This window comes from Lysobacter sp. CA196 (genome assembly GCF_052078695.1).
GTDB lineage: Bacteria > Pseudomonadota > Gammaproteobacteria > Xanthomonadales > Xanthomonadaceae > Lysobacter.
Map to the genome: position 1 here is coordinate 76616 of NZ_JBQJIN010000013.1, position 21766 is coordinate 98381.

General features: G+C 65.5%; 18 protein-coding genes. 10 read left to right on the forward strand and 8 right to left on the reverse strand.

Annotated features, from left to right (window positions below):
* Positions 1–13: 13 nt before the first annotated feature.
* The 4 genes from ACTOWK_RS13380 to ACTOWK_RS13395 form a co-directional block, all read right to left on the reverse strand.
* Positions 14–592: a hypothetical protein gene (locus tag ACTOWK_RS13380; protein WP_441330651.1), complete on the reverse strand. Its 579-nt coding sequence runs from the start codon at positions 590–592 to the stop codon at positions 14–16.
* Between the two features lie 136 nt (positions 593–728).
* Positions 729–1301: a hypothetical protein gene (locus tag ACTOWK_RS13385; RefSeq protein WP_441330652.1), complete on the reverse strand. Its 573-nt coding sequence runs from the start codon at positions 1299–1301 to the stop codon at positions 729–731.
* A 212-nt stretch (positions 1302–1513) separates the two neighbouring features.
* The gene (locus ACTOWK_RS13390) at positions 1514–1804 is read right to left on the reverse strand and encodes a putative hemolysin (RefSeq protein WP_441330653.1); all 291 of its coding nucleotides are present in this window, start codon (positions 1802–1804) and stop codon (positions 1514–1516) included.
* 112 nt (positions 1805–1916) lie between these two features.
* A complete protein-coding gene (locus ACTOWK_RS13395; protein WP_441330654.1) occupies positions 1917–2855 on the reverse strand; it encodes a lipase family protein in 939 nt (312 codons plus the stop codon).
* Positions 2856–4009: 1154 nt separating this feature from the next.
* Here ACTOWK_RS13395 and ACTOWK_RS13400 point away from each other — a divergent pair.
* On the forward strand, positions 4010–4486 hold the full coding sequence (locus ACTOWK_RS13400; RefSeq protein ID WP_441330655.1) for a YybH family protein: 477 nt from the start codon (positions 4010–4012) through the stop codon (positions 4484–4486).
* Positions 4487–4950: 464 nt separating this feature from the next.
* Here ACTOWK_RS13400 and ACTOWK_RS13405 read toward each other — a convergent pair whose 3' ends face one another.
* Together ACTOWK_RS13405 and ACTOWK_RS13410 are read right to left on the reverse strand one after the other, a co-directional pair.
* Positions 4951–5484, reverse strand: coding sequence for a hypothetical protein (locus ACTOWK_RS13405; protein WP_441330656.1), 534 nt, complete (start codon positions 5482–5484; stop codon positions 4951–4953).
* Between the two features lie 320 nt (positions 5485–5804).
* Positions 5805–7601 (reverse strand): hypothetical protein, encoded by a 1797-nt coding sequence (locus ACTOWK_RS13410; protein ID WP_441330657.1) that lies wholly within the window; start codon positions 7599–7601, stop codon positions 5805–5807.
* 460 nt (positions 7602–8061) lie between these two features.
* Here ACTOWK_RS13410 and ACTOWK_RS13415 point away from each other — a divergent pair, with 460 nt between their 5' ends.
* Together ACTOWK_RS13415 and ACTOWK_RS13420 are read left to right on the forward strand one after the other, a co-directional pair.
* A complete protein-coding gene (locus tag ACTOWK_RS13415; protein WP_441330658.1) occupies positions 8062–8586 on the forward strand; it encodes a hypothetical protein in 525 nt (174 codons plus the stop codon).
* 276 nt (positions 8587–8862) lie between these two features.
* Complete coding sequence (locus ACTOWK_RS13420; protein ID WP_441330659.1) at positions 8863–11292, forward strand: S8 family peptidase; 2430 nt, start codon at positions 8863–8865, stop codon at positions 11290–11292.
* Between the two features lie 124 nt (positions 11293–11416).
* Here the strand turns inward: ACTOWK_RS13420 and ACTOWK_RS13425 are convergent, their stop codons facing one another.
* Positions 11417–12580, reverse strand: a complete 1164-nt coding sequence (locus ACTOWK_RS13425) for a M23 family metallopeptidase (protein ID WP_441330660.1) — start codon at positions 12578–12580, stop codon at positions 11417–11419.
* A 548-nt stretch (positions 12581–13128) separates the two neighbouring features.
* On the reverse strand, positions 13129–13557 hold the full coding sequence (locus ACTOWK_RS13430) for a VOC family protein (RefSeq protein ID WP_441330661.1): 429 nt from the start codon (positions 13555–13557) through the stop codon (positions 13129–13131).
* A gap of 199 nt (positions 13558–13756) precedes the next feature.
* Between ACTOWK_RS13430 and ACTOWK_RS13435 the strand changes: the two genes are divergently transcribed.
* From ACTOWK_RS13435 to ACTOWK_RS13465, 7 genes are all read left to right on the forward strand, one after another.
* Positions 13757–14680 carry a hypothetical protein gene (locus tag ACTOWK_RS13435; RefSeq protein WP_441330662.1) on the forward strand — a complete coding sequence of 308 codons (924 nt, stop codon included), beginning with the start codon at positions 13757–13759 and terminating at the stop codon, positions 14678–14680.
* A gap of 228 nt (positions 14681–14908) precedes the next feature.
* Positions 14909–15205 (forward strand): hypothetical protein, encoded by a 297-nt coding sequence (locus ACTOWK_RS13440; protein ID WP_441330663.1) that lies wholly within the window; start codon positions 14909–14911, stop codon positions 15203–15205.
* Positions 15206–15606: 401 nt separating this feature from the next.
* Complete coding sequence (locus tag ACTOWK_RS13445; protein ID WP_441330664.1) at positions 15607–16713, forward strand: alpha/beta fold hydrolase; 1107 nt, start codon at positions 15607–15609, stop codon at positions 16711–16713.
* A gap of 195 nt (positions 16714–16908) precedes the next feature.
* Positions 16909–18369 (forward strand): DUF2235 domain-containing protein, encoded by a 1461-nt coding sequence (locus tag ACTOWK_RS13450; protein ID WP_441330665.1) that lies wholly within the window; start codon positions 16909–16911, stop codon positions 18367–18369.
* A 52-nt stretch (positions 18370–18421) separates the two neighbouring features.
* Positions 18422–18835, forward strand: a complete 414-nt coding sequence (locus ACTOWK_RS13455; protein ID WP_441330666.1) for a hypothetical protein — start codon at positions 18422–18424, stop codon at positions 18833–18835.
* A 407-nt stretch (positions 18836–19242) separates the two neighbouring features.
* A complete protein-coding gene (locus ACTOWK_RS13460; protein WP_441330667.1) occupies positions 19243–20871 on the forward strand; it encodes a proprotein convertase P-domain-containing protein in 1629 nt (542 codons plus the stop codon).
* A 459-nt stretch (positions 20872–21330) separates the two neighbouring features.
* Complete coding sequence (locus tag ACTOWK_RS13465; RefSeq protein ID WP_441330668.1) at positions 21331–21708, forward strand: hypothetical protein; 378 nt, start codon at positions 21331–21333, stop codon at positions 21706–21708.
* Positions 21709–21766 lie beyond the last annotated feature (58 nt).

The window sequence follows — 21766 nt, forward strand, 5'->3', positions numbered from 1 at the left end:
GACAGCTTGCGAATCAAACCATCGGTCGAGAGTGTAGCAACCGAACGCGATAGCTTCGGAACGCTAACCGCTCGCAGGCACGAACCAAGCCTCGTCCGGCGTCGGCGCCGCGGCTTCGATCTGCTTGTCGCGCAGATAGCCGTACCACTCCTCCTGCACGCGATCGATCGGCCCGATACGCCGCTCGAATGCCCGAGTAATAGGCATGGCAGATCGGCGCGCGGTAATAGGCCTCGGCCCAGGGCATGCTGCGGTTATGGGCGACGAACTCGCTGCGGTTGCGATACAGGCGCAGTTGCAGCCGGCCCCACTCGCGCTCGGTGGCGAGCGCCTCGGCGAAGAATTCGCTATAGGCCCGATGCAGGCTTTCGACCGCGGCGCCGATCGCCCGGGTCTGCTCGGAGGTCGCGGTAGTCGCTATCGCGTAGTGCTGGGTTTCGAAAACCGCGACCGGAGTCTGGTCGGCCAACTCGCGCTGCCGAGCGGACGGGGTTTTATCCGATCCCTCACGGTGAGCCGCTTTTTCGCCCGATCCGTTGCAGGCCGTGCAGAACCCGAGCAAGGTTGCGAGCATCCACCAGAACCGGTTCATGATGCGCCTGGGTAGGAGCGGCGCAAGCCGCGACCGTGATGATTCCGGTCGCAACTCCATCCGTCGCCGAGCGCATTGCCGCGGTCGCAGCTTGCCCAGTTCCTACCCTGGGCTTGCGGCTGGATCATAACGCCCGTCAAGACGACGCTTTCACCAGCTTTCCGGCGCTCCAACGGTACGTCCACTCATAGCCACCCGGAGCCGGACAATGCGCGGTAGCTTGTCTCCCCTTCTCGGTCGAGAAGGAGCGCTTGCAGATCGGCGAATCCTGCTCGACCTGGAAGGCGACCGCGATAGTCCCATTCAAGACGCGTATGCCGTGGACTTCGCCGGGGATCTGCTCGGAACCGACCAGCCGATAGCCGGTCCGGGCCGCGGCGAGAACGTCCGGTTCCACGCGCTTGCCGGCCTGAGCCGGTTTATCCGAAGTCGCGGCAAGGACGACCAGCTCATTAGGGCAATCGAAATTGGCCCCGACGCAGCGCGCCGTGGCCAGGAACAGGATTTCTTCGACGCCATCGCCATCCAGATCGATTGCGCTCGCGCGACTGGCGAAACGTTCCTCGACGATATCGTCGGTCGAAAACAGAGCCAGATGGACCCCGACGGCTGCGTCCAAACGCGCCTTCTCGAGCGCCTGGCCCGCGGGCGACGCCGTCAGCAGGACGACCGCCATGCACAGCAGGTTTGTTGCGTTGGTACGAGACATCGGGCGCTCTCCTTGATGGCCGGTGCAGACGTTCCTTCGTCGCTACCATAGCGCGCCGCCGCATCCGAGCCAATCGGCTCGGCGCGGGATAACGCCGGCTACCGCTCAAGCTCCGAACAGGCCGGATCGGCTCCGGACCTGGGGCGCCCTGCCCCTGCAGGCCCTGACCTGAGCGCCCATGCCGGCGAGGGTCGGCATCGACTCGGCCGGGCTTACTCGCTCGGCGTCACGCACTTCTTGTCGCGGAACAGCGCCCATTCCTCGCAGACTTTGCCGTCGGGCAAGGTGCACACGCCGAACTGTCCGCCGTCCTTGCCGGTGCGGATTTCCAGCGTGCCGCCCAGCTCCTTGCAATGCACCGAGGCCGGGTTCGGCATGCCGACCTTGGCCGGGGTCATGTCGGTCGCCGCGTTATCGGCGGTCGGCGCTTCGGTCGGCGTGGCGCAGGCGGCCAGGACCATCACGGCGCTCAACAACAGGGCGAATCGGGGCAGGTTTTGCATGGCGAGAGCCTCGGGGGAACGGGAGCGCACTATACCCGGCGCCCTGCAAGACCAGGTCAAGGCCGCCGATGGGTGCAGCGCCCTGGCCACTGCGCCCACCCAGCTCCCGCGGTCAGGCGGCTGCGCGCAGCGAGCGTTCGAAGCGCATGTGTTCGCCGATCTTGTCGGCCCAGCTCACCGCGCCGGCCGGCGGCAGCTTGCTCAGCATCGTCCACTTGGGCTGGATGTAATCGGGGAACTCGCCGACCCACTGCTGCGGATGCGCCGGCAAGGCGTGGCTCAGCACTGTGGTCAGGTTGACCACCGAATGCCGCGACAGTTCGTGCGGAAACCATTCGCCCTTGACGTAGAAGGCGGTCTGGAACGCCGAGCCCACCGTATGGAAACCCAGGTCGCTCGGCGGGAAGGTGGGCACGTAGTCCCAGTAGTTGTAGACGCGGATGCTGCTCGCCGGCGGAATCGTGGCGTTATAGGCGGTCTGCCAGTCGATGGTGCCGACCATCGGGCTGGAGAAATTGATGTTGGTCGCGCTCATCGGCTGGCTGATCGCCAGATCGAGCGAGAACAACTGGCTCAGCGCGGCGCCCAGGCTATGGCCGGTGACGTAGAGCTGGCTCGGCTGGTACTTGGCCAGCAAAGCGAACAATTGCTGCCGCATCGACTGAGCCATCGCGCCGCCCCTGTCGTCGTAGATGCTGTAGAAGCCGGAGGCGACGTGCGGCGTCGGTGCAACCGTGCCGCTGCTCGGCACGAATTCGGTGGTGAGGAAACGTATGTCCTCGTAGATGTCCATGTCCGAATCGGTGCCCCGGAAGGCGAAGATCAAGGTGCCTGGGCTGGCGATGGCCTGGAACACCAATCCGTACTTTTCTTCCGAACCGCTGATCAGGAACGCGTCCCAGCCGGTCCAGGCGTCGATCTGCTGATAACCGTCGGGCGATTGGAAGGGCAGGCCCTGGTAGTAGTCGTAGGCGGCCTTGGAAGCGACCGCGAGCGCGATCGTAAGCGTCGGATCGAGCGTCGGTTGGGCGGAGGCGTTCGTGGTAGTCATCGCAGTGCTCCTCTCGGTAGGTAGATGCGAGCGGCCGACCGCGCCGCTCTCGCCACCACTGCACGCAATGGGGTCCGACGACCGGCCACGATGTCGCCGCCGCACCCGCATCGGCGAGGGACCGGCCATCGAAATCGTGACCCGCCTCATGATTCCGGCGCGTCGATCTGCGATGCCACGGCGCTTCCGACAGCGCTGGCGAGCGCGTTATCGTTGAGTGCTACGACGCAGTGCGGGGGTTTGTGCAGGTGCCATCACCGCGGCCTGGCTTTCTCGATGAAGAGCAAATCCCCCCTGTCCCCCTTTTCCAAAGGGGGGAGTGCTTCGGGGGGGCGACTGTTCCCAGTTCGCAGCGGGCTGGAGCCTGGTACCGAAGCCGCCTAACACCTCGCCCCCTTTGTAGAAGGGGGCAAGCGCCCGGCGCAGCGAACCGAAAGCAAAGGATTGCACTGACCAGGACCAAGTGCATCACTCTTCATCTGATGACCCGCTTTTTCCTAGGCGGACGGCAAATCAGAAATTCTCGACTGATCAAAGACTTACTCTGAATCAAGGCCGGTTTACCAGGAAGGAGGTTTAAGCCTTTGATCCGCTTGGGTGATGCACTTGTACCTTGAGAGTGCAGATCCATAGCGCGGGGGATTTGCTGTTGCTGTTGCTGCGTTAGGTCGATCAAAAGCAAATCCCCCCTGCCCCCCTTTTCCAAAGGGGGGAGTGCTTCGGGGGGCGACTGTTCCCAGTTCGCAACGGGCTGGAGCCTGGTACCGAAGCCGCCTAACACCTCGCCCCCTTTGTAGAAGGGGGCAAGCGCCCGGCGCAGCGAGCCGAAAGCAAAGGATCCATAGCGCGGGGGATTTGCTGTTGCTGTTGCTGTGGCTGTGGCTGTTGCTGTTGCTGTTGCTGTGGCTGTGGCTGTGGCTGTGGCTGTTGCTGTGGCTGCGTTAGGTCGATCAAAGGCAAATCCCCCTGCCCCCTCAACAAAGGGAGGAGCTTCAGACAGAAGAACTCTTCAGAACTCTTCGTCGTCCGCTCACCACGCTGCGCGACACATCGCGCATTGAGTAACTTGGGCAGTTTCATTCGCGATCCGGGTACATCGCCGCAGACGGGCCTTCGATAACGTTCAGTCTCCAACCACCCAGCAAGGACCGAACATGAAGAGTCGTACTTCGATGATCGCATTCGGCATGACACTCGCGCTGTCCGGTTTGATTCCGCTCGCCGCAGTAGCGCAAGACCCGATGGCGGCGCAGCACCGGCACTGCGAACGCGAGTTCGAACGCACCTCCGAAGCGCTCGGCGACGCGTTCGCCCGGCGCGATCTCAATCGCTTCATGGCCGGCTTCGCCGAAGACGCGGTCCAGGTCAACAGCCTCGGCCAGGTGCTCAACGGCAAGCCGGCGATCACCGCTTTCTATCGCGCGGTGATGGCCAACGAATACGTGTTCAAGCGCACCCTGCTGGCGCAGACGATCAGCCAATGCTCCAGCGCCGTGGTCGTCGACCGCATCGAGTTCACCATTCCCTCGGCCGGCATCACCCTTCACGCGATCGATGTGGCCAACTGGGCGCGGGTGCGCGGTCAGTGGCGCTTGAGCGCCGACACGACCACGCCGATCGCCAACCCGTAAACCAGGCAGGCCACCAGCGACAGGCTCTGGCGGGGCTTGCCGCAAGGGCGTGAAGCAAGAATGGCGGCGCATTGCGGTACGCTTCGGGTTCCGGGCCTGCATCACGCCCGGCGGTCCGAGGGCTCATCGTCGCAGGCACTGCGATGTCGATGACGTATCCAGGCATTCGGGAATGCCATTGGATCGGAGACACCGCCATGTACGTGTACTACGTGAATCGCAACGCACAGCCGAACGGAAACCACGAGGTACACCGCTCCGACTGCCCGTTCGTGCCGTTCAACCGGCAGGAACTGGGGTATCACCTGCACTGCTCGTCGGCGGTAGTCGCAGCCAGGCGTCATTTCGCCCACAGCAACGGCTGCTATTGGTGTTCCAAACCCTGTCACAGCGCTTAAAAGGAAAGCCCGCCGGACGGCGGGCTTTCTTCGTTGCGATGCAGCTTGAATGCGAGGCCGGCGCGATCAGCCGCCGGTTTCTTGCAGAGTGATTCCGTGCTGCTTGGCGTAGGCCTTCTGCGCCGCATTCCAGGCGATGGCCTTGGTGTCCACCTCGCCGATCAGGCGCTCCATGTCGGTGCTGAGCGAGCCGAATTGCTGGTCGCTGTAGCCGTCCGGCAGTTTGCCCATTTCCTCCAACTTGGCGAAAGCCGCGTCGACGCTCTTGAGGTAGGCGAGCATGTCCGCATGCAGCGCGGCGGCGTCCGCCGGCGGAGGAAACGCCTGGGTCACCGTGGTATTGGCGGCCAACTCGCGACGCAGCCCGGCGAACTGCGGCTGGTAGCGGCTCATGCCCTTGCGCTGTTGCAGCACTTTGCTGAACTCCTCAGCGCGATCGCCGCCGAGCCAGCGTACCGCCGGCGTGCTGGCGGCATTCCACACCGAGACGTTCTGTTGCAGGTATTCCTCGGCGGTCATGGTGCTGCGCCCACCACCGCTGCAGGCGGCAGCGAGCAAGGCCAACAGACAGATCGAAACGAGGCGATTGAGTTTCTTCAAGACAATGTCCTTTTGCTGATGAGAGTGGCTTCCGATGCGCAGCTGCGCCGAAGCGCCGCCCATGGGGATCGGAGCGAGGCATGCGCGGCCCGGCCGGAACCGGAGCGCCGACACGACGCCGTGCCGCCGGAATGCCCAGCGGGACAGGATCGGTGCGAGTGAACGATGCGCGAGTCCGGGGCGTCGCGGAAACGCAACCGGCCAGCGGCCGCGGTGCATGGTAACTCGGCGGACCGGCGCGCGACACCGACGAACCCGGCCTAGCGGTTGCCGCCCGATTGGGCAAGCCCGGTCGCGGGGCGCATTCGGGCAGGTTGTCGCTAGACTCGGGTCACCACCAGCCACAGCAGCAACAGGTACAGCGCGAACGAGAAGCCGGTGACGAAGGCCTGCGTCGCCGGCGCCATGCCGAACAGGCAGATCGCCAGGGCGATCCCTTGCCAGACAAAGTACGCCGCCGCGATCAATACCAGCCACACCAACGGCGGACACAGGCCGAGCGCCTTGACCAAGGGATTCTGTCGCCGCGGCACCGGCTGGATCTCGTCCATCTCCACGCGCCCGTCGACGATGAAGCCGGCGATGACGTTCCACACCGACTCCACGATCGCCGCGCCGTGCCCGCCCTTGACATAGGTCACCTGGCTGACGCCGGCATCGGGCTGCGACAGAAGGAAGCCGTCGTGGCCGGCGCTGCCGAGGTCCTGCAGCCCGAAGAACTGAAAGAACTTCGGGAAGAACGCCACCACCCAGTCGCCGGTGGCGACGAAGTTGAGTACGCCGCCGATTCTCGGACGCGCACCGCCGAGGAAGCGCCGCCAGTCGTAGTTGCGACGCACCACGCTGCCGGCGAATACCACCCGCTCGAAACGGCAGCAGGGGTATAGCTCCAGCGCCCGCGCCAGCAGATAGGTGCCGTTGCTGTGCCCCACGTACGAGAACCTCGCATTCGGAAAGCGCGCCAAGGCTTCGGTGTACTGGTCCATCAGCCATTCCACCTTCTGCCGCCGATACCACGGAAACAGGAACGGCAGCATCGGGAAGTAGCCGTAGCTGGAGGTCTCGGTGGCCCAGGTCGCCAGACGGTCGCCGGCGCGTTGCTTGATCCGGCGCGCGATCTTGTGGGTCCAGTAGCCGACGTCGCGGATGCCGTGCATGACGAACACCACCCGCTCGATGCTTTCGTCGGGCGCGGCGAATCGCTCATCGGATGGGACCACGGCCTCGCGCTGCAGTTCCTCCCCGCTACCCTGCAACGCGAGTAAAAAGGCCCGGGTCCGGGCTGCACCGAGTATCGGGTCGGCCATTTCGATAATGTCGCGGTGGCCGCTATGAGGCACGTCGAGATAGACGAAGTCGCCTCCGGAGACCAAATCGACGTTGTCTTCCGGCGCGACGATATCGTCGCGGGAACCGAGCAACTGGATCGTCATAGCGCTGCCCGGCCGGCCCGCCGCGCCGGCGACGCCTTGAGTCTCCCGTGATGCACCGCTCGAATGCCGCCGCATCAGCAGCCACTGGATGCGTAGTTGGGTTATGAATTCGGCGCCGCAGCGGAAGGCAAATATCAACGGCTCGCGCCGACCGACGAGACGTCCGGCATGACCGGCGATGCTGCCTAGGCGCAACAAAATCGCCTGCCAGATTCCCAGATGATGGGAGATGCGCCAGCCACGGTTCATGCCTGCCAAGAGCACGATCCGCGAGACGCAAGCGGCCCAAGGCCGTGCCGAAACGAGCGCCGCGTCATCGGCGGATGCCGGCTTGAAATCGGCCTCGAACGGAGCGCCTTCGACTTCGCCGCAGGCCACGACGTATAGCTTGCGCGCGAGCAGGCCACCGATGCTGTGCCCGACCAACACGATATTGCGAAAGGGCGTCGCGTCCATCTGCGCCTGTGCGTACTTCCGGTCGACCTCCGCCAGCAGAGTAGCGACGATGAGGTTCGGATCCGCCATCGACCAGGTTGATGTCGGTAGCTCCGGGCAGTAGATCTCCGCTTCCGGCCAGGCACCGAGCACCAGGGTTCGCACCGATTCGAGCCGGGCCGTGTTGTGTCTATAGGCATGCAGCAACACCACCAGCGTCCGCGAACGCTCCTCGACATGCGTGTTCATCCTGCCCCCTGGCTGAGTAACGACGCTACCCCGCGGCGAAACCCGCGAAGCTCCTGCAATGACGCGACATCCGACGCAGGCGCAGACGCGCCGATTGCCCGGGGTCGAAACCTCGGGACCGCGTCGCTGCATTCGGCGCGGGACCGAACGGCAGCGAGGAATACGCCTTCGCCGATCGAGCCCACCGATTCATTCAACGAGGAAGCAGGCCAGCTCCGGTCAGGCCGCTCTGTCGAAAGCGCGCAGACGGAACAACCGGAACACGATGAAAGCGCAAGAAATACGCTACGACCGACATTCATGCTCGACGAACGCGAGTGCAAACGCAGCTCCAGACGAATCGCTCAACATCGTGCTCGCGCCCCACGAATTGGCTCCATCGGTCGTCAACCGATTGGGCCTCCATTGGAACCGCTGGCACGCCTAACGTCGCCATCGTCCCAACCACCGAGACAAGACGATGACTCACCGCACTCCCCGCTCCGCCCGCAAGTCGGCGCTGCTCGCCGCGTCCATGCTTGTCCTCACCACCACCACGGCGTTCGCTGCCGAACCGGTAAGCAGCGCGCCGCAAGCCGCCGCTTCCGGCTGGGTCGGCGACATCCTGACCCGGATCTGCGCACGCCAGTTCGACCTCGCCCAGCGCACGGACATGGAATCCTTCCGCGACTACGATGCCGAGACCTTCCGCGCCGTCCACGACGAACGCGCGATCACCGTGTTCGACAGCGGCGGCGTACGCATCGGCATCGACGCGATCATGACCGCGCTCGCCGGCCACTTCACCAACCGCGAAGCCAAATGGACCTGGACCGAGCGCTACCGCGTCGTCGACGGCTGCAATTCGGCCTACATCCTGTACGAAACCGTGTATGAGATCCCGCGCATCGGTTACCGCCAGAGGGCACTGACCGGTGTCACCTACAGCCACGATGGCCGCAAGTGGCTGGCGATCGCCGACCAAGGCACCAAGCTGCCGCCGTGACGGGAACCATGACGGCGGACTGATCCGCGACGGACACTGCGCAAAGGCGGCCACGGCCGCCTTTGCTTTGTCCGCAATGGCCGCCCGCTGCGAGTCTTGGCGTTCGCTTACGGTGAGGAGCCACGCGCGCAGCGTCTCTTCGGCGGCCGCAGGGGGACGGCCGGCCACACTGGTCTGCTCGGCTCGCCCTGTTTCAACGGCCGCAGGAACACGGACGTCCGCACGCATCATCGCCAGCCAACGCGCAGGAGTGCGGCCGACACCAGGAGAGGTCCGATGAAATCCAGACATTGCGCGCCCGCGCTGCATTGCGCGGCCGGCCCGACGCGCCCGCCGCAACATCCGCCCACCGCATCGCCGACGCCGCGCTACAGCGGCTTCGTCATCCTGCGCTTGTCCGATCGCATTGCGCCGGGCTCCGACAAGGACCTGCGCAGCCTCGCGCGCAAACACAAGCTGGTGGCGCTGGCCAAGTTGCTGGAAGAAGCGACGGTCGAATCCACTCGCCCGCTGATCCGCAGCGTCGATGCCAAACGCCTGATCGAAATGGAGCGCCGCGCCGCGCAATCGCCGTTTCCGCCGCTGCGCAGCCTGACCGGTTACTGGCGCCTGGACCTGCGCCACCGTCCCGACGACGCCGAAGCCCTGGTCGCACGCCTGCGCCGGCTCGCCGAAGTCGCCGATGCCTATCGCGAACTCGAAGTCACCGATCCGGTCAACGACGCCGACGACCCCTATTGCACCGGCCAGGACTACCTGGACGCAGCACCGACCGGCATCGACGCGCGCTGGGCCTGGACCCAGGCCAACGGCACCGGCGCCGGCATCGGCGTGGTCGACCTCGAACAAGGTTGGTTCCTCGGCCACGAAGACCTGGTCGGGCACGCGCCCAGCCTGATCTTCGGCGACAACCGCGACGGCGTGGGTACCTACAAGGGCAATCACGGCACCGCCGTGCTCGGCGAAATCGCCGGCATCGACAACACCCTCGGCGTGGTCGGCATCGCCCCCGACGTGGCCTCGGTGCGGGTGACCTCGCACTACGACGCCGGCACCGATACCGCACTGCACGTCGCCGATGCGATCGTCGCGGCGCTGCCGAGCATGGCGGTCGGCGATGTGTTGCTGTTGGAAGTGCAACGCGGCGGCGCGATCCTGACCGAAGTCGACAATGCCGACTTCGATGCGATCCGCCTGGCCAGCGCCCTGGGCGTGATCGTGGTCGAAGCCGCCGGCAACGGCAGCAACGACCTCGACGCCTACACCGACGGCGGCGGCTTCCAGGTGTTCAACCGCGCCAGCGCCGACTTCCGCGACTCCGGCGCGATCGTGGTCGGCGCGGCGCTGTCGCCGCTGCCGCACGACCGCGCCGGTTTCTCCAGCTTCGGCTCGCGCGTCGACTGCTATGCCTGGGGCGAGAACGTCACCACCTGCGGGTATGGCGGCCTGGACAACGGCGGCGGCGACGACAACCGCACCTATACCGCCGGTTTCAACGGCACCAGTTCGGCCTCGCCGATCGTCACCGGCGCCGCCCTCGTCACCCAGGGCATGTACGCCGCGGCGACCGGCACGCGCCTGTCGCCGGGGCAGATGCGCAGCCTGTTGTCCGACCCGGCGATCAACACCCCGCAAGGCGGCGGCGTGGCCGGCGCCATCGGGGTGATGCCGGACCTGCGCGCGATCATCGAAGACACCCTGGGCCTGGTGCCCGACGTCTACCTGCGCGACGCCGTCGGCGACAGCGGCGCGGTGCCGTCGACCGGCGCGATCAGCTCCAGCCCCGACGTCATCCTGCGCCCGGACGCGGTGGCCAACCCGGATGCGGCCTACGGCGAAGGCAGCGGCACCGAAAACAGCAACACCCTCGGCCACGAGGCCGAAACCGGGCAAGATAACTTCCTCTACGTGCGCATGCGCAATCGCGGCGCCGCCGATGCCGACGATGTCCGCGCGACGGTGTACTGGAGCCCGGTCGCGACCTTGCTGACCCCGGACCTGTGGAACCTGATCGGCACCTCGGCACCGGTCGACGTGCCGTTGGGCGACACCCTGGTGGTCGCCGACGCGATCACCTGGCCGCAAGCCGACATCCCCGCGCCCGGCCATTACTGCTTCGTCGCCAGCCTCGACCACCCTGCCGATGCCGCGCCGCCGTTGCCGCCGGGCCCGCCCAATTTCGATTGGGATGCCTTCCGCGACTATATCCGCGCCCACAACAACATCACCTGGCGCAATTTCAACGTGGTCGATCCGCCGCCGGACCCGCAGGCCATGCTGGCGCTGCCGTTCCTGATCACCGGCACGCCCGATCGCGCCCGCGCTTTCGATTTCGAGATCGTGCGGCGCTTGCCCAAGGGCGTCACGGTGCAACTGGAACTGCCGCGCGACCTCGCCCGACGCATCGGTGCCGGGGTGACCTGGAAGGTCGAGGTGCCGCGTAAAGGCGATCGCGCCACCATCGCCCTGCCGGGATTGCCGCGCCTGCCCTTGTGCGGTTTGTCGCTGCCGCGCGGCGCACGCTTGCCGGCACGGCTCCTGCTGCGCGGTGGCAAACCCGAGCAGATGCAGGGCGCCAGCATCGCCATCCGTCAGTTGTTCGAAGGCGAGGAAGTCGGCCGCATCACCTGGCAATGCATGCGGCGAGGCGACGTCGGCCAAGCCAAGCCGACGCGCGGCAAAGCGGTCGCGACGAAGAAACGCTGAGAACCGGGTTCATTCGATCGTCGCAGGCTAACGTCCCGCCCGAAGCCTCCGCGGCTTCGGGCGGGTACGACGACTAAGCCGGCTCGTGCGCGAAGGCGACGAGCGCGCTGGCTAAACCGTTTGCTCAGGGATTGGTGAAATACCCCGAGCAATAGCGCGAGCCGTTCTTGCTCAGATAAAAGCGGCTGCAATTGGTGTCGTAGCTGCTGCCCAGTGCGGTGATCTGGTAGCCCGACAGGTACACGCCGTTGAGATGGTAGTGGCTGCCGTTGTACTTGAGCGACCAATGCTCGTGCGGGCCGGTCGAAGCGCCGCCGTTGCACAGGGCCTGGGCCTGGGTATTGGCCGGATTGCCGAGACGGCTGTTGGCGGCGACGCTCGCGCCGGTGCCGTACTGCAGGTTCATCATGTGGTAGTAAGTGGTCGACCAACCGCCGCTGTGCACCACCTCGGCGAAGCACGAGGAATGCCGCTTGAACGAGCCGCCCGCCGATGCCGACACCCAGTTTCCACTCTGGTTGCTGCCCCAGCCGCCGCCACGCGACATGTCCAGCGACGACATCGGGTAATTGCCCGAGCCGGTGTTGGTGTGCGCACCGCCGACATGCCAGGACGCGCCGCGCGGATACGGGAACTGCAGGAAGCCGTTGGCCGGGCCGGCCAGGGCGTTGACGTCGCTGGTGTCGGCGAAACGCGCCGACGCGGGCGCCGCTTTGCGCGGCTCGTTGAACAAGCGGCCGTAGACCTGCTGGAACTCGCCGTCGCCGCGCAGCGCGGCACTGGCCTGGCTTTCGCCGGCCTGCACGTACAAAGCCTGCAGCGGGTTGGCGCGCGCCAGCGGCACGCGGCCCTGCGGCGCCAGCGACGCGTCTTCCTGCTCGTACAAGGCCTGGCGCAAGGCGGTGGCGACCTCGCGGGTCTGACCGTTGAAATCCTTCGCCGCCGACAGCTTGCCGAACGGACGGCGCATCGCATCGGCGCTGGCGCGCTGACGCGACACCACCCCGCTCTGCTGCTCCATCAGCGCGATCAGCACCTTCGGGCTGATGCTGCTATAGCCGGCCCAATGCGAAATCGACTCGCTATGACGCACCAGATGCGGCGCGTGCTTGGCCAGATAGGCCGCGGTATCGAAATCGAACATTTCGTCGTAGGAATACACCAGGTCCTGGCCGCTCAAGCCGGCAGCGGCGGTCGCATCGCGCCCACCCGCCGTGGCCGTGCCGCCGATGGCCGCTGCGATACAGCAGGCCAACAACCCCAATCGTGCTTTCGAAATCGCCTTCATTGCGTCGCTCTCGTCGAATAAGGGGTGGCGTGCATGCCCCAGTCCGCAACGACGGATCCGGCATCGAGTGCAGTGCGCTGTCTCGCTCGCACCGGCCACCCTGAGTGATGCGATGTTCCGACTCTAGGGTTCGTCAACGGCGCTGTCGTGCGATCGCAGTGCGGTTGCTCACTTGCGCTGAGACTGGCCCTGCACTTCCTTCATTTCGAATCGTCATATGCCAGCGAGTCGCTGCGGAGTTATTCGATGTCAGTCGCGTATCGAAGTTTCATCGATGGAGAATCGACGGCACGCGCGCTGCGAACAAAGCACATTACACCGCATTCACGATGCACTATTTGCGCTGCTTGAAAACTGCATCGAGCGACGTGCGCCGCACTGCATGAGCGCGCATTCATCGCCAGCGCGCACGGATTTTTCCAGTTGGGAAACCGGGTTCCGCTTCGATGCTGCGATCGTCCTGCCGTGACGACCCGCTATTCCCCCCTTTGGAAAAGGGAAGCCAGGGGGATTTGCTGTTGCTGCTGCAGCCAACCGGCTTGCGCGCATCAGAACGTGATCTTCACCGCCGGTGCGCTGCGCTCTGCTTCGCCGTGATACACCGCCTCGATGTTGTTGCCGTCCGGGTCCAGCACGAACGCGGCGTAATAGCCGGGGTGATAGTCGCGGCCTCCGGGTGCGCCGTTGTCCATGCCGCCGTTGGTCATCGCGGCGCGGTGGAAAGCGTCGACCATGGCCCAATCCTGCGCCTGGAATGCGAGGTGATGACGCCCGGTCAGGCTGCCCTGCGCCGCGGGGCTGTCGGCAGTGGACACGAACAGCTCGTCGGCCCAGAAATGATCGTCGCCGCTACCGGCTATCGGCACCTTCAAGGCGGCGAAGACCGCGGTGTAGAACTTCCGGCTCGCCTCGATATCGCGGACCACCAGTTGGATGTGATCGATCAAACGGCCGCGGTACAGTTCCTGCGTTTCCATTTCGCATCTCCCGTCGTCATGTCGTCGTGCCCGCCCCGAGAACCGGCGGATCGGGCATGAATCCTGGCGGGTTATACGACCCGTATCAAGAAACCGCAGTGAAGATCGCGTTTCGCTAGGGCCAACCCTAGCTGTACCTAAGGCGTGCGCGGCCTAGAGTGTCGGTCGGCAGTGCCCTTTCGGCGAGAGGAGGTTTCCCATGCACGTCTCCGGCAGCGGCGGCAGCGTCCCGGTTCCGCGGGTGGCTCTCGGCGCCCACGAGCGGCCCCGGCCCTCCCTGCCCGACGGCCCGGAACTGATCCACGTCGGCGAGTTCATCCCCCAAGGCCAGGGCTACGATGCCCAGCGCCAGCAAGTCCTGACGACCTACTACAACAAGGACGACGGCGTCCTGTTGTCGATCCAGAACAAGGACGGCGGCCCCGAGGTCAAGCACGTCAAGCTCGACGGCGGCAGCGCTGAGAACCTGTGCGCGATCGCCCCGGACAAAGGCGGCGGCGTGGCCACCGACGGCAAGTTCGTGTACCTGGCCGATACGGAATCGGTCTACGTCTATCGGCGCGAAGACATCGATGCGGCCCAGGACGGGGGCTCGGTCGAGCCGGTGTGGATCAACCGCATGCCGGAAGGCAGCAACGCCAGCTATCTGACCGTCAAGGACGGCAAGGCCTATGTCGGCCAGTTCGCGGTCGACCCGGACGGGTACGGCTCGGATCAGGCCAAGCAGGACTACGACGGCAAGCCCAGCCTGGTGCGTTTCGATATCGGCCCCGAGGGCGAGTTCGTCAACCCCAGCGACCCGGTCGAAACGCCCTACTACGCCCAGGGCGTGACGGTGACCGACCGCGGTCTGCTCTTCAGCACTTCTTTCGGCGGCAAGGACGATTCGCCGCGCGACCTGGTGTTCCAGCAGTTCACCGGCAACGGCCGGAATTTCCAGCTCGAAGCGGCCCGTGATGCGCAGACCGTCTACCGCCTCGACCATTACGCCGAAGGCATCAACGTCATCGACAACGAAGTCTGGGTGACCTACGAAAGCGCCGCCGACGACTACCGCGACAGCGGCGTCGAGCCGCGCACGCACATCCAACGCATCCCGCTCGGCGAACTGAAAGATTACTGATCGCGCGGAGTAACGCGAGTCGGCACAAACGCGCCACCTCCAGCACGCCTTCTCAGTGAAGCGGACCGCACGCCGGTCCCGGCCGGGTTCACGCGCGTGCTCTCCCCACGTTCCAACAGGCAACGGTCGAGGGGTTGCCGCCTCGCGTCCGTCCACGCGTCGCTGCATGGCGTTGATGAGCCTTGCAGCGTCGTCCAGCCTTTCCGCGATCGCCGAGTGGAGCGTCCGATGTCCAGAAACAAGACCCTTTTTATCTACAACGGCACCCGAGCCGACCAGGAGTGGACCATCTATTCCGAAGGCGTCATCAATCAAAGCTATACGCTGGGCCAGGAACGAAAGAGCTTCACCGTCACTCTCAGCGCCAGCGCCGTCATCAAATTCGGCGTGGACGATGCCGTATATCTCGACGCCATCTACGACTACAAGAACGACAGTTGGACCAGCCGCACCGCCACCCCGAACGACATGCAGTTCTCCGCCGCTCAAAGTGCGGTGAGCGTCACCTGCAATTATGTTCCCTAGGCCGAATGCAACACTTCCGAGCAAGAACCGGGTCGGAGACCGCTATCACCGCTAGAAGTCTCCGACCCCGCTTCTCGCATCGCCCTGTCCGTGCGGACGCGACGATCCGTCCCGGCTGACCGAACCTGGCCGATCTCCCTGCCGGGCGCTTCGATACGCTCATGAAGCCTCCTGGCATCGGCCAACATCGGCCCGTGGATAAGCCCGGCCACGCCTGAGCGTTGCCGGCACCGCCCCCCCGCTTCAACGCCGCCGTCGCTGCAACCGTTTCCGTCATCGCCGCATCACTTGCACCACGCAACGAGAGCACGCAACGAGTCGGCCGGGCCGTCGCCAGGCCGAACCGCCACCGATCCAGCCTCGCTGCTCCGCCTTGTCGATCACCGATCCGGAAGCCGCCTATGAAGACGATGCCCGTCCTGTTCGCCCTGTTGCTGTCCCTCCCCGGCCTCGCCACGGCCGAGGAATGCAAGAACACCTCGGACTACGACCGTGCCCGCGCCGTGGTCAAGGACCTCAGCCGCATCGTCGCCCCGAACGGAGTCCAGGAAGCCTATGCGGTGCGCATCGGCGGCATCGACCAGTGGATCAACGTGCGCGGCCAGGACAAGGACAACCCGATCCTGCTGTTCGCCCACGGCGGCCCGGCTTCGCCGCTGATCCCGACCATGTGGCAGTTCCAGCGCCCCATCGAGGAATTCTTCACCGTGGTCAACTGGGACCAGCGCGGCGCCGGCAAGACTTTCGCCTCGCAAGATCCCAAAGCCTATGCCGGCACCCTGCAAGTCGCGCGCTACGCCGACGACGCCATCGAGATCGCCGAGTACGTACGCAAGCGCTACGGCAAGCGCAAAGTCGTGCTGGCCGGGCACAGCTGGGGCACCATCGTCGCGATGACCGCGGCGCTGAAGCGGCCGGATCTGTTCTACGCCTATCTCGGCATCGGTCAGGCCATCAACGTGCGCGAAAACGAACGCATCAGCTTCGATTACGGCCTGCAACAGGCCAAGGCCCACGGCAACACCGAGGCGGTCAAGGAGATGGAAGCCATCGCGCCTTACCCCGGCGACCAGCCGATCACCCGCGAACGCATCATCGCCGCGCGCAAATGGTCGCAGTACTACGGCGGCATGACCGCGTACCGCGACGAGTCGCTGTTCTTCTACCGGGCGCCGCTGCTGTCGCCCGAATATGACGACTGCGACCGCGCCGCCGTCGACAAAGGCAACGAATTCAGCCTGGGCCGGGTGCTGCCCGAGTTCGTCACCATCGACTTCAGCAAGATCCGCGAGTTCCCGATCCCGGTGGTGATGTTCATGGGCCGCCACGACTACACCACACCGTCGCAACCGACCGCAGACTGGCTGGCCCAGGTCAAGGCGCCGTACAAGCGCGGCGTTTGGTTCGAGCGCTCCTCGCACATGATCCAGTGGGAGGAACCCGGCAAGGTCCTGGCAAGCCTGCTCGAGTACGTCCGTCCGCTGGCAAAGGACGCCGCCGGGCAGTGATCCGGTAGTAGCGCCAACGCGAGGCCGGGGCTGCCGGGGCAGCGGCCGGCCCCGTTCGTTCGTACGCTCGGCAATCGCAGCTCCGGCGCGGACGCAAGCCGCTGCGCCCCAGCCGATCTTCCCGCGAACCCTTGGCCGAAATCGGCGCCGATCCGCGTTGCCTACCCATAGCCACAGGCTTCAGGGAAGATCGCGATGCCGGCCGCGGACCGATCGAAAAACATCCTCATCTTCGCCGACGGCACCGGGCAGGCCGGCGGGCTGCGACCGGACCAGCGCCTGAGCAACGTCTACAAGCTGTACCGGGCCACCCGCAACGGGCCCGAGAGCCCGATCGACCCGGCCGAACAGGTCGCCTTCTACGATGCCGGCCTGGGCACCGACGCCGATGCCGGCCACGTCCACCTGCGCTTGCTGCGCATGCTGCGCAAGTTCTTCAGCTCGGCGATGGGCACCGGCATCAGCACCAACATCGTCGAATGCTATGCGGCGATCCTCAAACACTACGAGCCCGGCGACCGCATCTATCTGTTCGGTTTCAGCCGCGGCGCCTACACCGCCCGCTGCGTCGGCGGCGTGCTCAATCTGTGCGGCGTGCCCACTCACGGCGCGGACGGCAAGCCGATCCCGCGCTACGGTCGCGGCCTGATGCGGATCGCGCGCGAGGCCGTGTTGCAGGTCTACGAACACGGCGCCGGCAAGGACCGCGGCAAGTACCTGGCCGAACGCGAAGAGCAAGCCCGGCGCTTCCGGCTCAAGTACGGCTCCGATGTCGAAGGCCAGTCGAACGTGCCTCCGTATTTCATCGGCGTGTTCGACACCGTCGCCGCACTCGGCGCCAAGGGCCTGTTGCGCTGGGTCATGGTCTCGCTGCTGGTCGCCCTGACCATCCTCGCACCGTGCGCGGCCTTGTACGGGTTCGGCCTGGGGCGCTATATCGTCCCCTACCTCGGCGCGCTGATCCTGGCCGGCGTCTATCAATTGTTCAAACAGCATTACCGCTCGATCCGCGATTTCCCGAACCCGGGCGATTTCCACTGGCATTTCGCCGGTTGGCGCTCGGGCTTCTACGATCGCCTGCTCGGTCGCCGCGTCCGCTATGCGCGCCATGCGCTGTCCATCGACGAACGCCGCGCCGACTTCGCTCGCGTCGAATGGGGCGTGAAAGGCCAGCACGTGCCGCACGAACCGGGCGAGCCGGAATGGCTGCGCCAGGTCTGGTTCGCCGGCTGCCATTCCGACATCGGCGGCAGCTACGAGGAGGACGAATCGCGGCTGTCCGATATCGCCCTGTCGTGGATGGTCGAACAGACCGCGGAACTGCCGCATCCGGTGCTGATCGACCACGGCCGCCTGCGCCTGTTTCCGTCGGCTGCCGGCATGCAGCATTGCGAGATCCAGCGCCTGCGCGAGCGCTACCCGGACTGGGTCCCGCAGGGGCTGCGCTTCGGCTGGAAGACCAAGTCGCGGATCGAAGTCCGCGGCGCACCGCTGCATCCGAGCGTGCTCGAACGCTTCGAGCTGGCCGCGGTGCGCCACTGCGGCGAAATGCGTCCCTACCGGCCCGATGCGCTGACCCTGGACGTGCGCCTGGCCCGCTATTACGCGGTCGCCGAGACTGCCGCCTGTACCGAGTCGGTGCCGCACGAAACTTGACAGCACCGACATTCTTATCGAGCCTGGCCGCCCACATACGAAGGTGATCGATATGCATGTTCGACCGGCGGCCCTCGCGGCCATGGCCGTCCTGGGGCTCTGCGCTCTTTCCGCCCATGCACAGACCACCGTGCTGAGCTACAACGAAATCGCCGCCGAATACGCCGCGAACCCCGAGGCCGCGGGCAAGAAGTACGACGGGCGCCGTCTGGCCTTCTCCGGACAACTGATGCGCATGGGTTCGGAGCCCGGCGGTACCTACTTCGGCGCGATCGCCGAAGACGGCGCGATGTTCGACACCGCCTTCGAAGTCCCCGAGCAGGAAGCGCTGAAGGCCAAGTTCGAAGGCAACGAGATCCAGCCGTTCCAGAAATCCTCGACCCTGGTGTTCGAGTGCACCAACGAAGGCCAGGTCGGCACCGTCGTGCAGGGCCTCAAGCTGAGCAAGTGCCGCGCCGCGAACTAAGCGACCGCACCACCGAGTGCCAAACGCAAACCAAGCCGGGCTCCGGTGGAGCCCGGCTTTTTTGTGGTTTCACGTTAGCAACGCCCCCCAGGGGTAGGAGCGGCGCGAGCCGCGACCGCGCAACCACAGCGACCGCGCCGCCATCACGGAAGCGACGATGGAATCGGTCGCGAGCGCAGGACCACCGGCTCATCCCCTGCGACGCCCCTGCCTTACAGTGCACGAGGACATGGCTCCGGGCAGCAGCGATCCGCTCTCCGGCCCTGTCGCCGTCGCCCGGGGTCTTCTCGATCGTTTCGAAACGCGCATGCCCACACCCGCTAAGCGCGGGTCCGGGGCGTGTCCGCTCGCGAAGCCGCGCACGACGGTTTTTCGCTCGACCCCGATCATCACACCAAGGAGCAGGTATGAAGCATACGCATTTGAAGAAAACCGTCCTCGCATCGATGGCGCTGTCGCTGGCGCTGCCCGCGGCCGCGCAGACCACCCTGCGGGTACCGGCCGACTACCCGACCATCCAGGCCGCCATCAACGCCGCGGTCGCCGGCGACACCGTGCTGGTCTCGCCCGGCAGCTACGCCGAACACCTCAACTACGACGGCAAAGCTATCGCCGTGGTCAGCGAAGGCGGCCCGGCGACGACCATCATCGACGGCACCAACAACGGCAACGTGCTGGTCTTCGACAGCGGCGAAGGCCCGGCCGCGCGCCTGGAAGGCTTCACCATCAAGAACGGCCGCGCCAGCTTCGGCGCCGGCATCGACATCCTCGCCGCCTCGCCGAGCATCGTCGGCAACATCTTCGACACCAACACCCAGACCAGCGGCGGCTACGGCGCGGCCATCGGCGGCAACGGCTCCTCGGCGCTGATCGAGCGCAATATCTTCCGCAACAACAGCTGCGACACCCAGCATTTGTCCGGCGTGATCACCTTCGTCAACGGCTCCTCGCCCGACATCGTCAACAACCTTATCCTCAACAACCCCTGCCGGGCGATCACCATGACCCTGCCGACCGGCAACAGCCCGCAGGTGTCCAACAACACCATCGTCGGCAACCGCACCGGCATCAAGGTCAGCGCCCAGGTCAACTCGACCTTGCACCTGTACCAGAACAACATCCTGGCGGGCAATGCGGTCGGCTTCGAGATCACCAACGGTTCGGCGGCGAATAACCCGCTGTTCAAGAACAACCTCGTGTTCGACAACACCAGCAACTACGTCGGCGTGACCGACCAGACCGGCGTCAACGGCAACCTGTCGGCGGACCCGCTGCTCGTCAGCCCGACGACCGGCAACTACCACATCGCCACCGGCTCGCCCGCGGTCGATGCCGGCGCCACCGCCGACTTCCTGCCCGAGACCGACATCGATGGCGAAAAGCGCGTGATCGACGGCAACGGCGATGGCGTGCGCACGGTCGACATCGGCGCCGACGAACTCAAGGTGCTGTACCCGCCGACCGCCGACTTCACGCTGGTCGCCGCCGATCTCAAGGTGAGCTTCACCGACGCCTCGAGCGATCGCGACGGCGTCATCGCCTCGCATCTGTGGGACTTCGGCGACGGTAGCCAATCGACCCAGCCCCATCCCGAACACACCTATCTCCAGAACGGCAGCTACACCGTCACCCTGACCGTGACCGACAACGACGGCGCCAGCCACAGCGTCAGCAAGCAGGTCGCGGTCAGCGGCAAGACCTTCTTCGAAAACGCCGGCGACTATCCGATCCTCGACCTGCGGAGCGTGGAAAGCCCCATCGTCGTCAGCGGCCTCTCCGGCAACGCGCCGGCCACGCTGAAGGTGGCGGTGGACATCAAACACACCTTCATCGGCGACCTGCGCGTGGATCTGGTGGCGCCGGACGGCACCCGCTACAACCTGCACAACCGCAGCGGCGGCAGCGCCGACAACATCGTCAAGACCTACACCGTGAACGCCTCCAGCGAAGCGGCCAACGGCACCTGGAAGCTGCTGGTCAACGACAACGCCCGCATCGACGTGGGCAAGATCGACTCGTGGAGTCTGCAGTTCTGAACGCGCAGCTCTAAGCGAGCAGCTCTAAGCGAGCGGTTCTAAGCGAGCGGTTCTGAGCATGTGGTTCTGAGCAGCGTAGCAATGAAGGGCCCGATGCGTCCGCACTGAATCGGGCCGAAGGGACGAGCGCAGCGATACCAAGTCGCTGCGCTCGTTCGACAACGAACGCGGCCGTCGAATCGACCGCAGCAACCTAGCTGCCGATGCTTAACGCAATATCGAAAATCCTGAATCCGACGAATTCAGTAGCGGTGCAGACGAGCGGAACTACGGTCTGAGCGTCGCGAGCTGCGACGGTTTTCGTAGGAGAACGTCATGAGCCATAAAGCCCTTCTCATCCTCGGCGTCGCCGCTTGTCTGGCCGCACCGACGGTATTCGCGCAGGGACGCGGTGGTGGCGGTGGCCCGCCGGCAGGCGTAGGCCAAACCCTGAATCGCGCAACTTCGCCAGTGCAATCCATGGACCATGGCAGCTTCGGCCGCGATACCAGCCAGCGTGCGCAAGAACTGCGTAACGCCGACCACGACACCCGCACCGGCTTCGGCGCGCAGCAATCCATAGATGCCAGGGCCGAACACGAGCACGACGACCGCGACACGCGCGTTCAGGATCGACGCATCGACGCCAAGGTCAAGGCCGATACCCGCGTGCGCACCACCCACGAGACCCAATCGACTTTCGGCCAGGACACCGCCGCCCGCGCCAAGCTGCAACAGGATGCCGACGTCGATACCCGCAATTCCTTCGGCGCCGAGCAATCCACCGCCGCCAAGGTCCGCGCCGAAAGCCGGACCACCCGCGACGACGACAAAGACCGCAAACGCAACGACGACTGATCGACCGAAGCGGCGAACGCTCGGCCAAGACCTCGCTACAGAACGCAAAGCCCGCCCG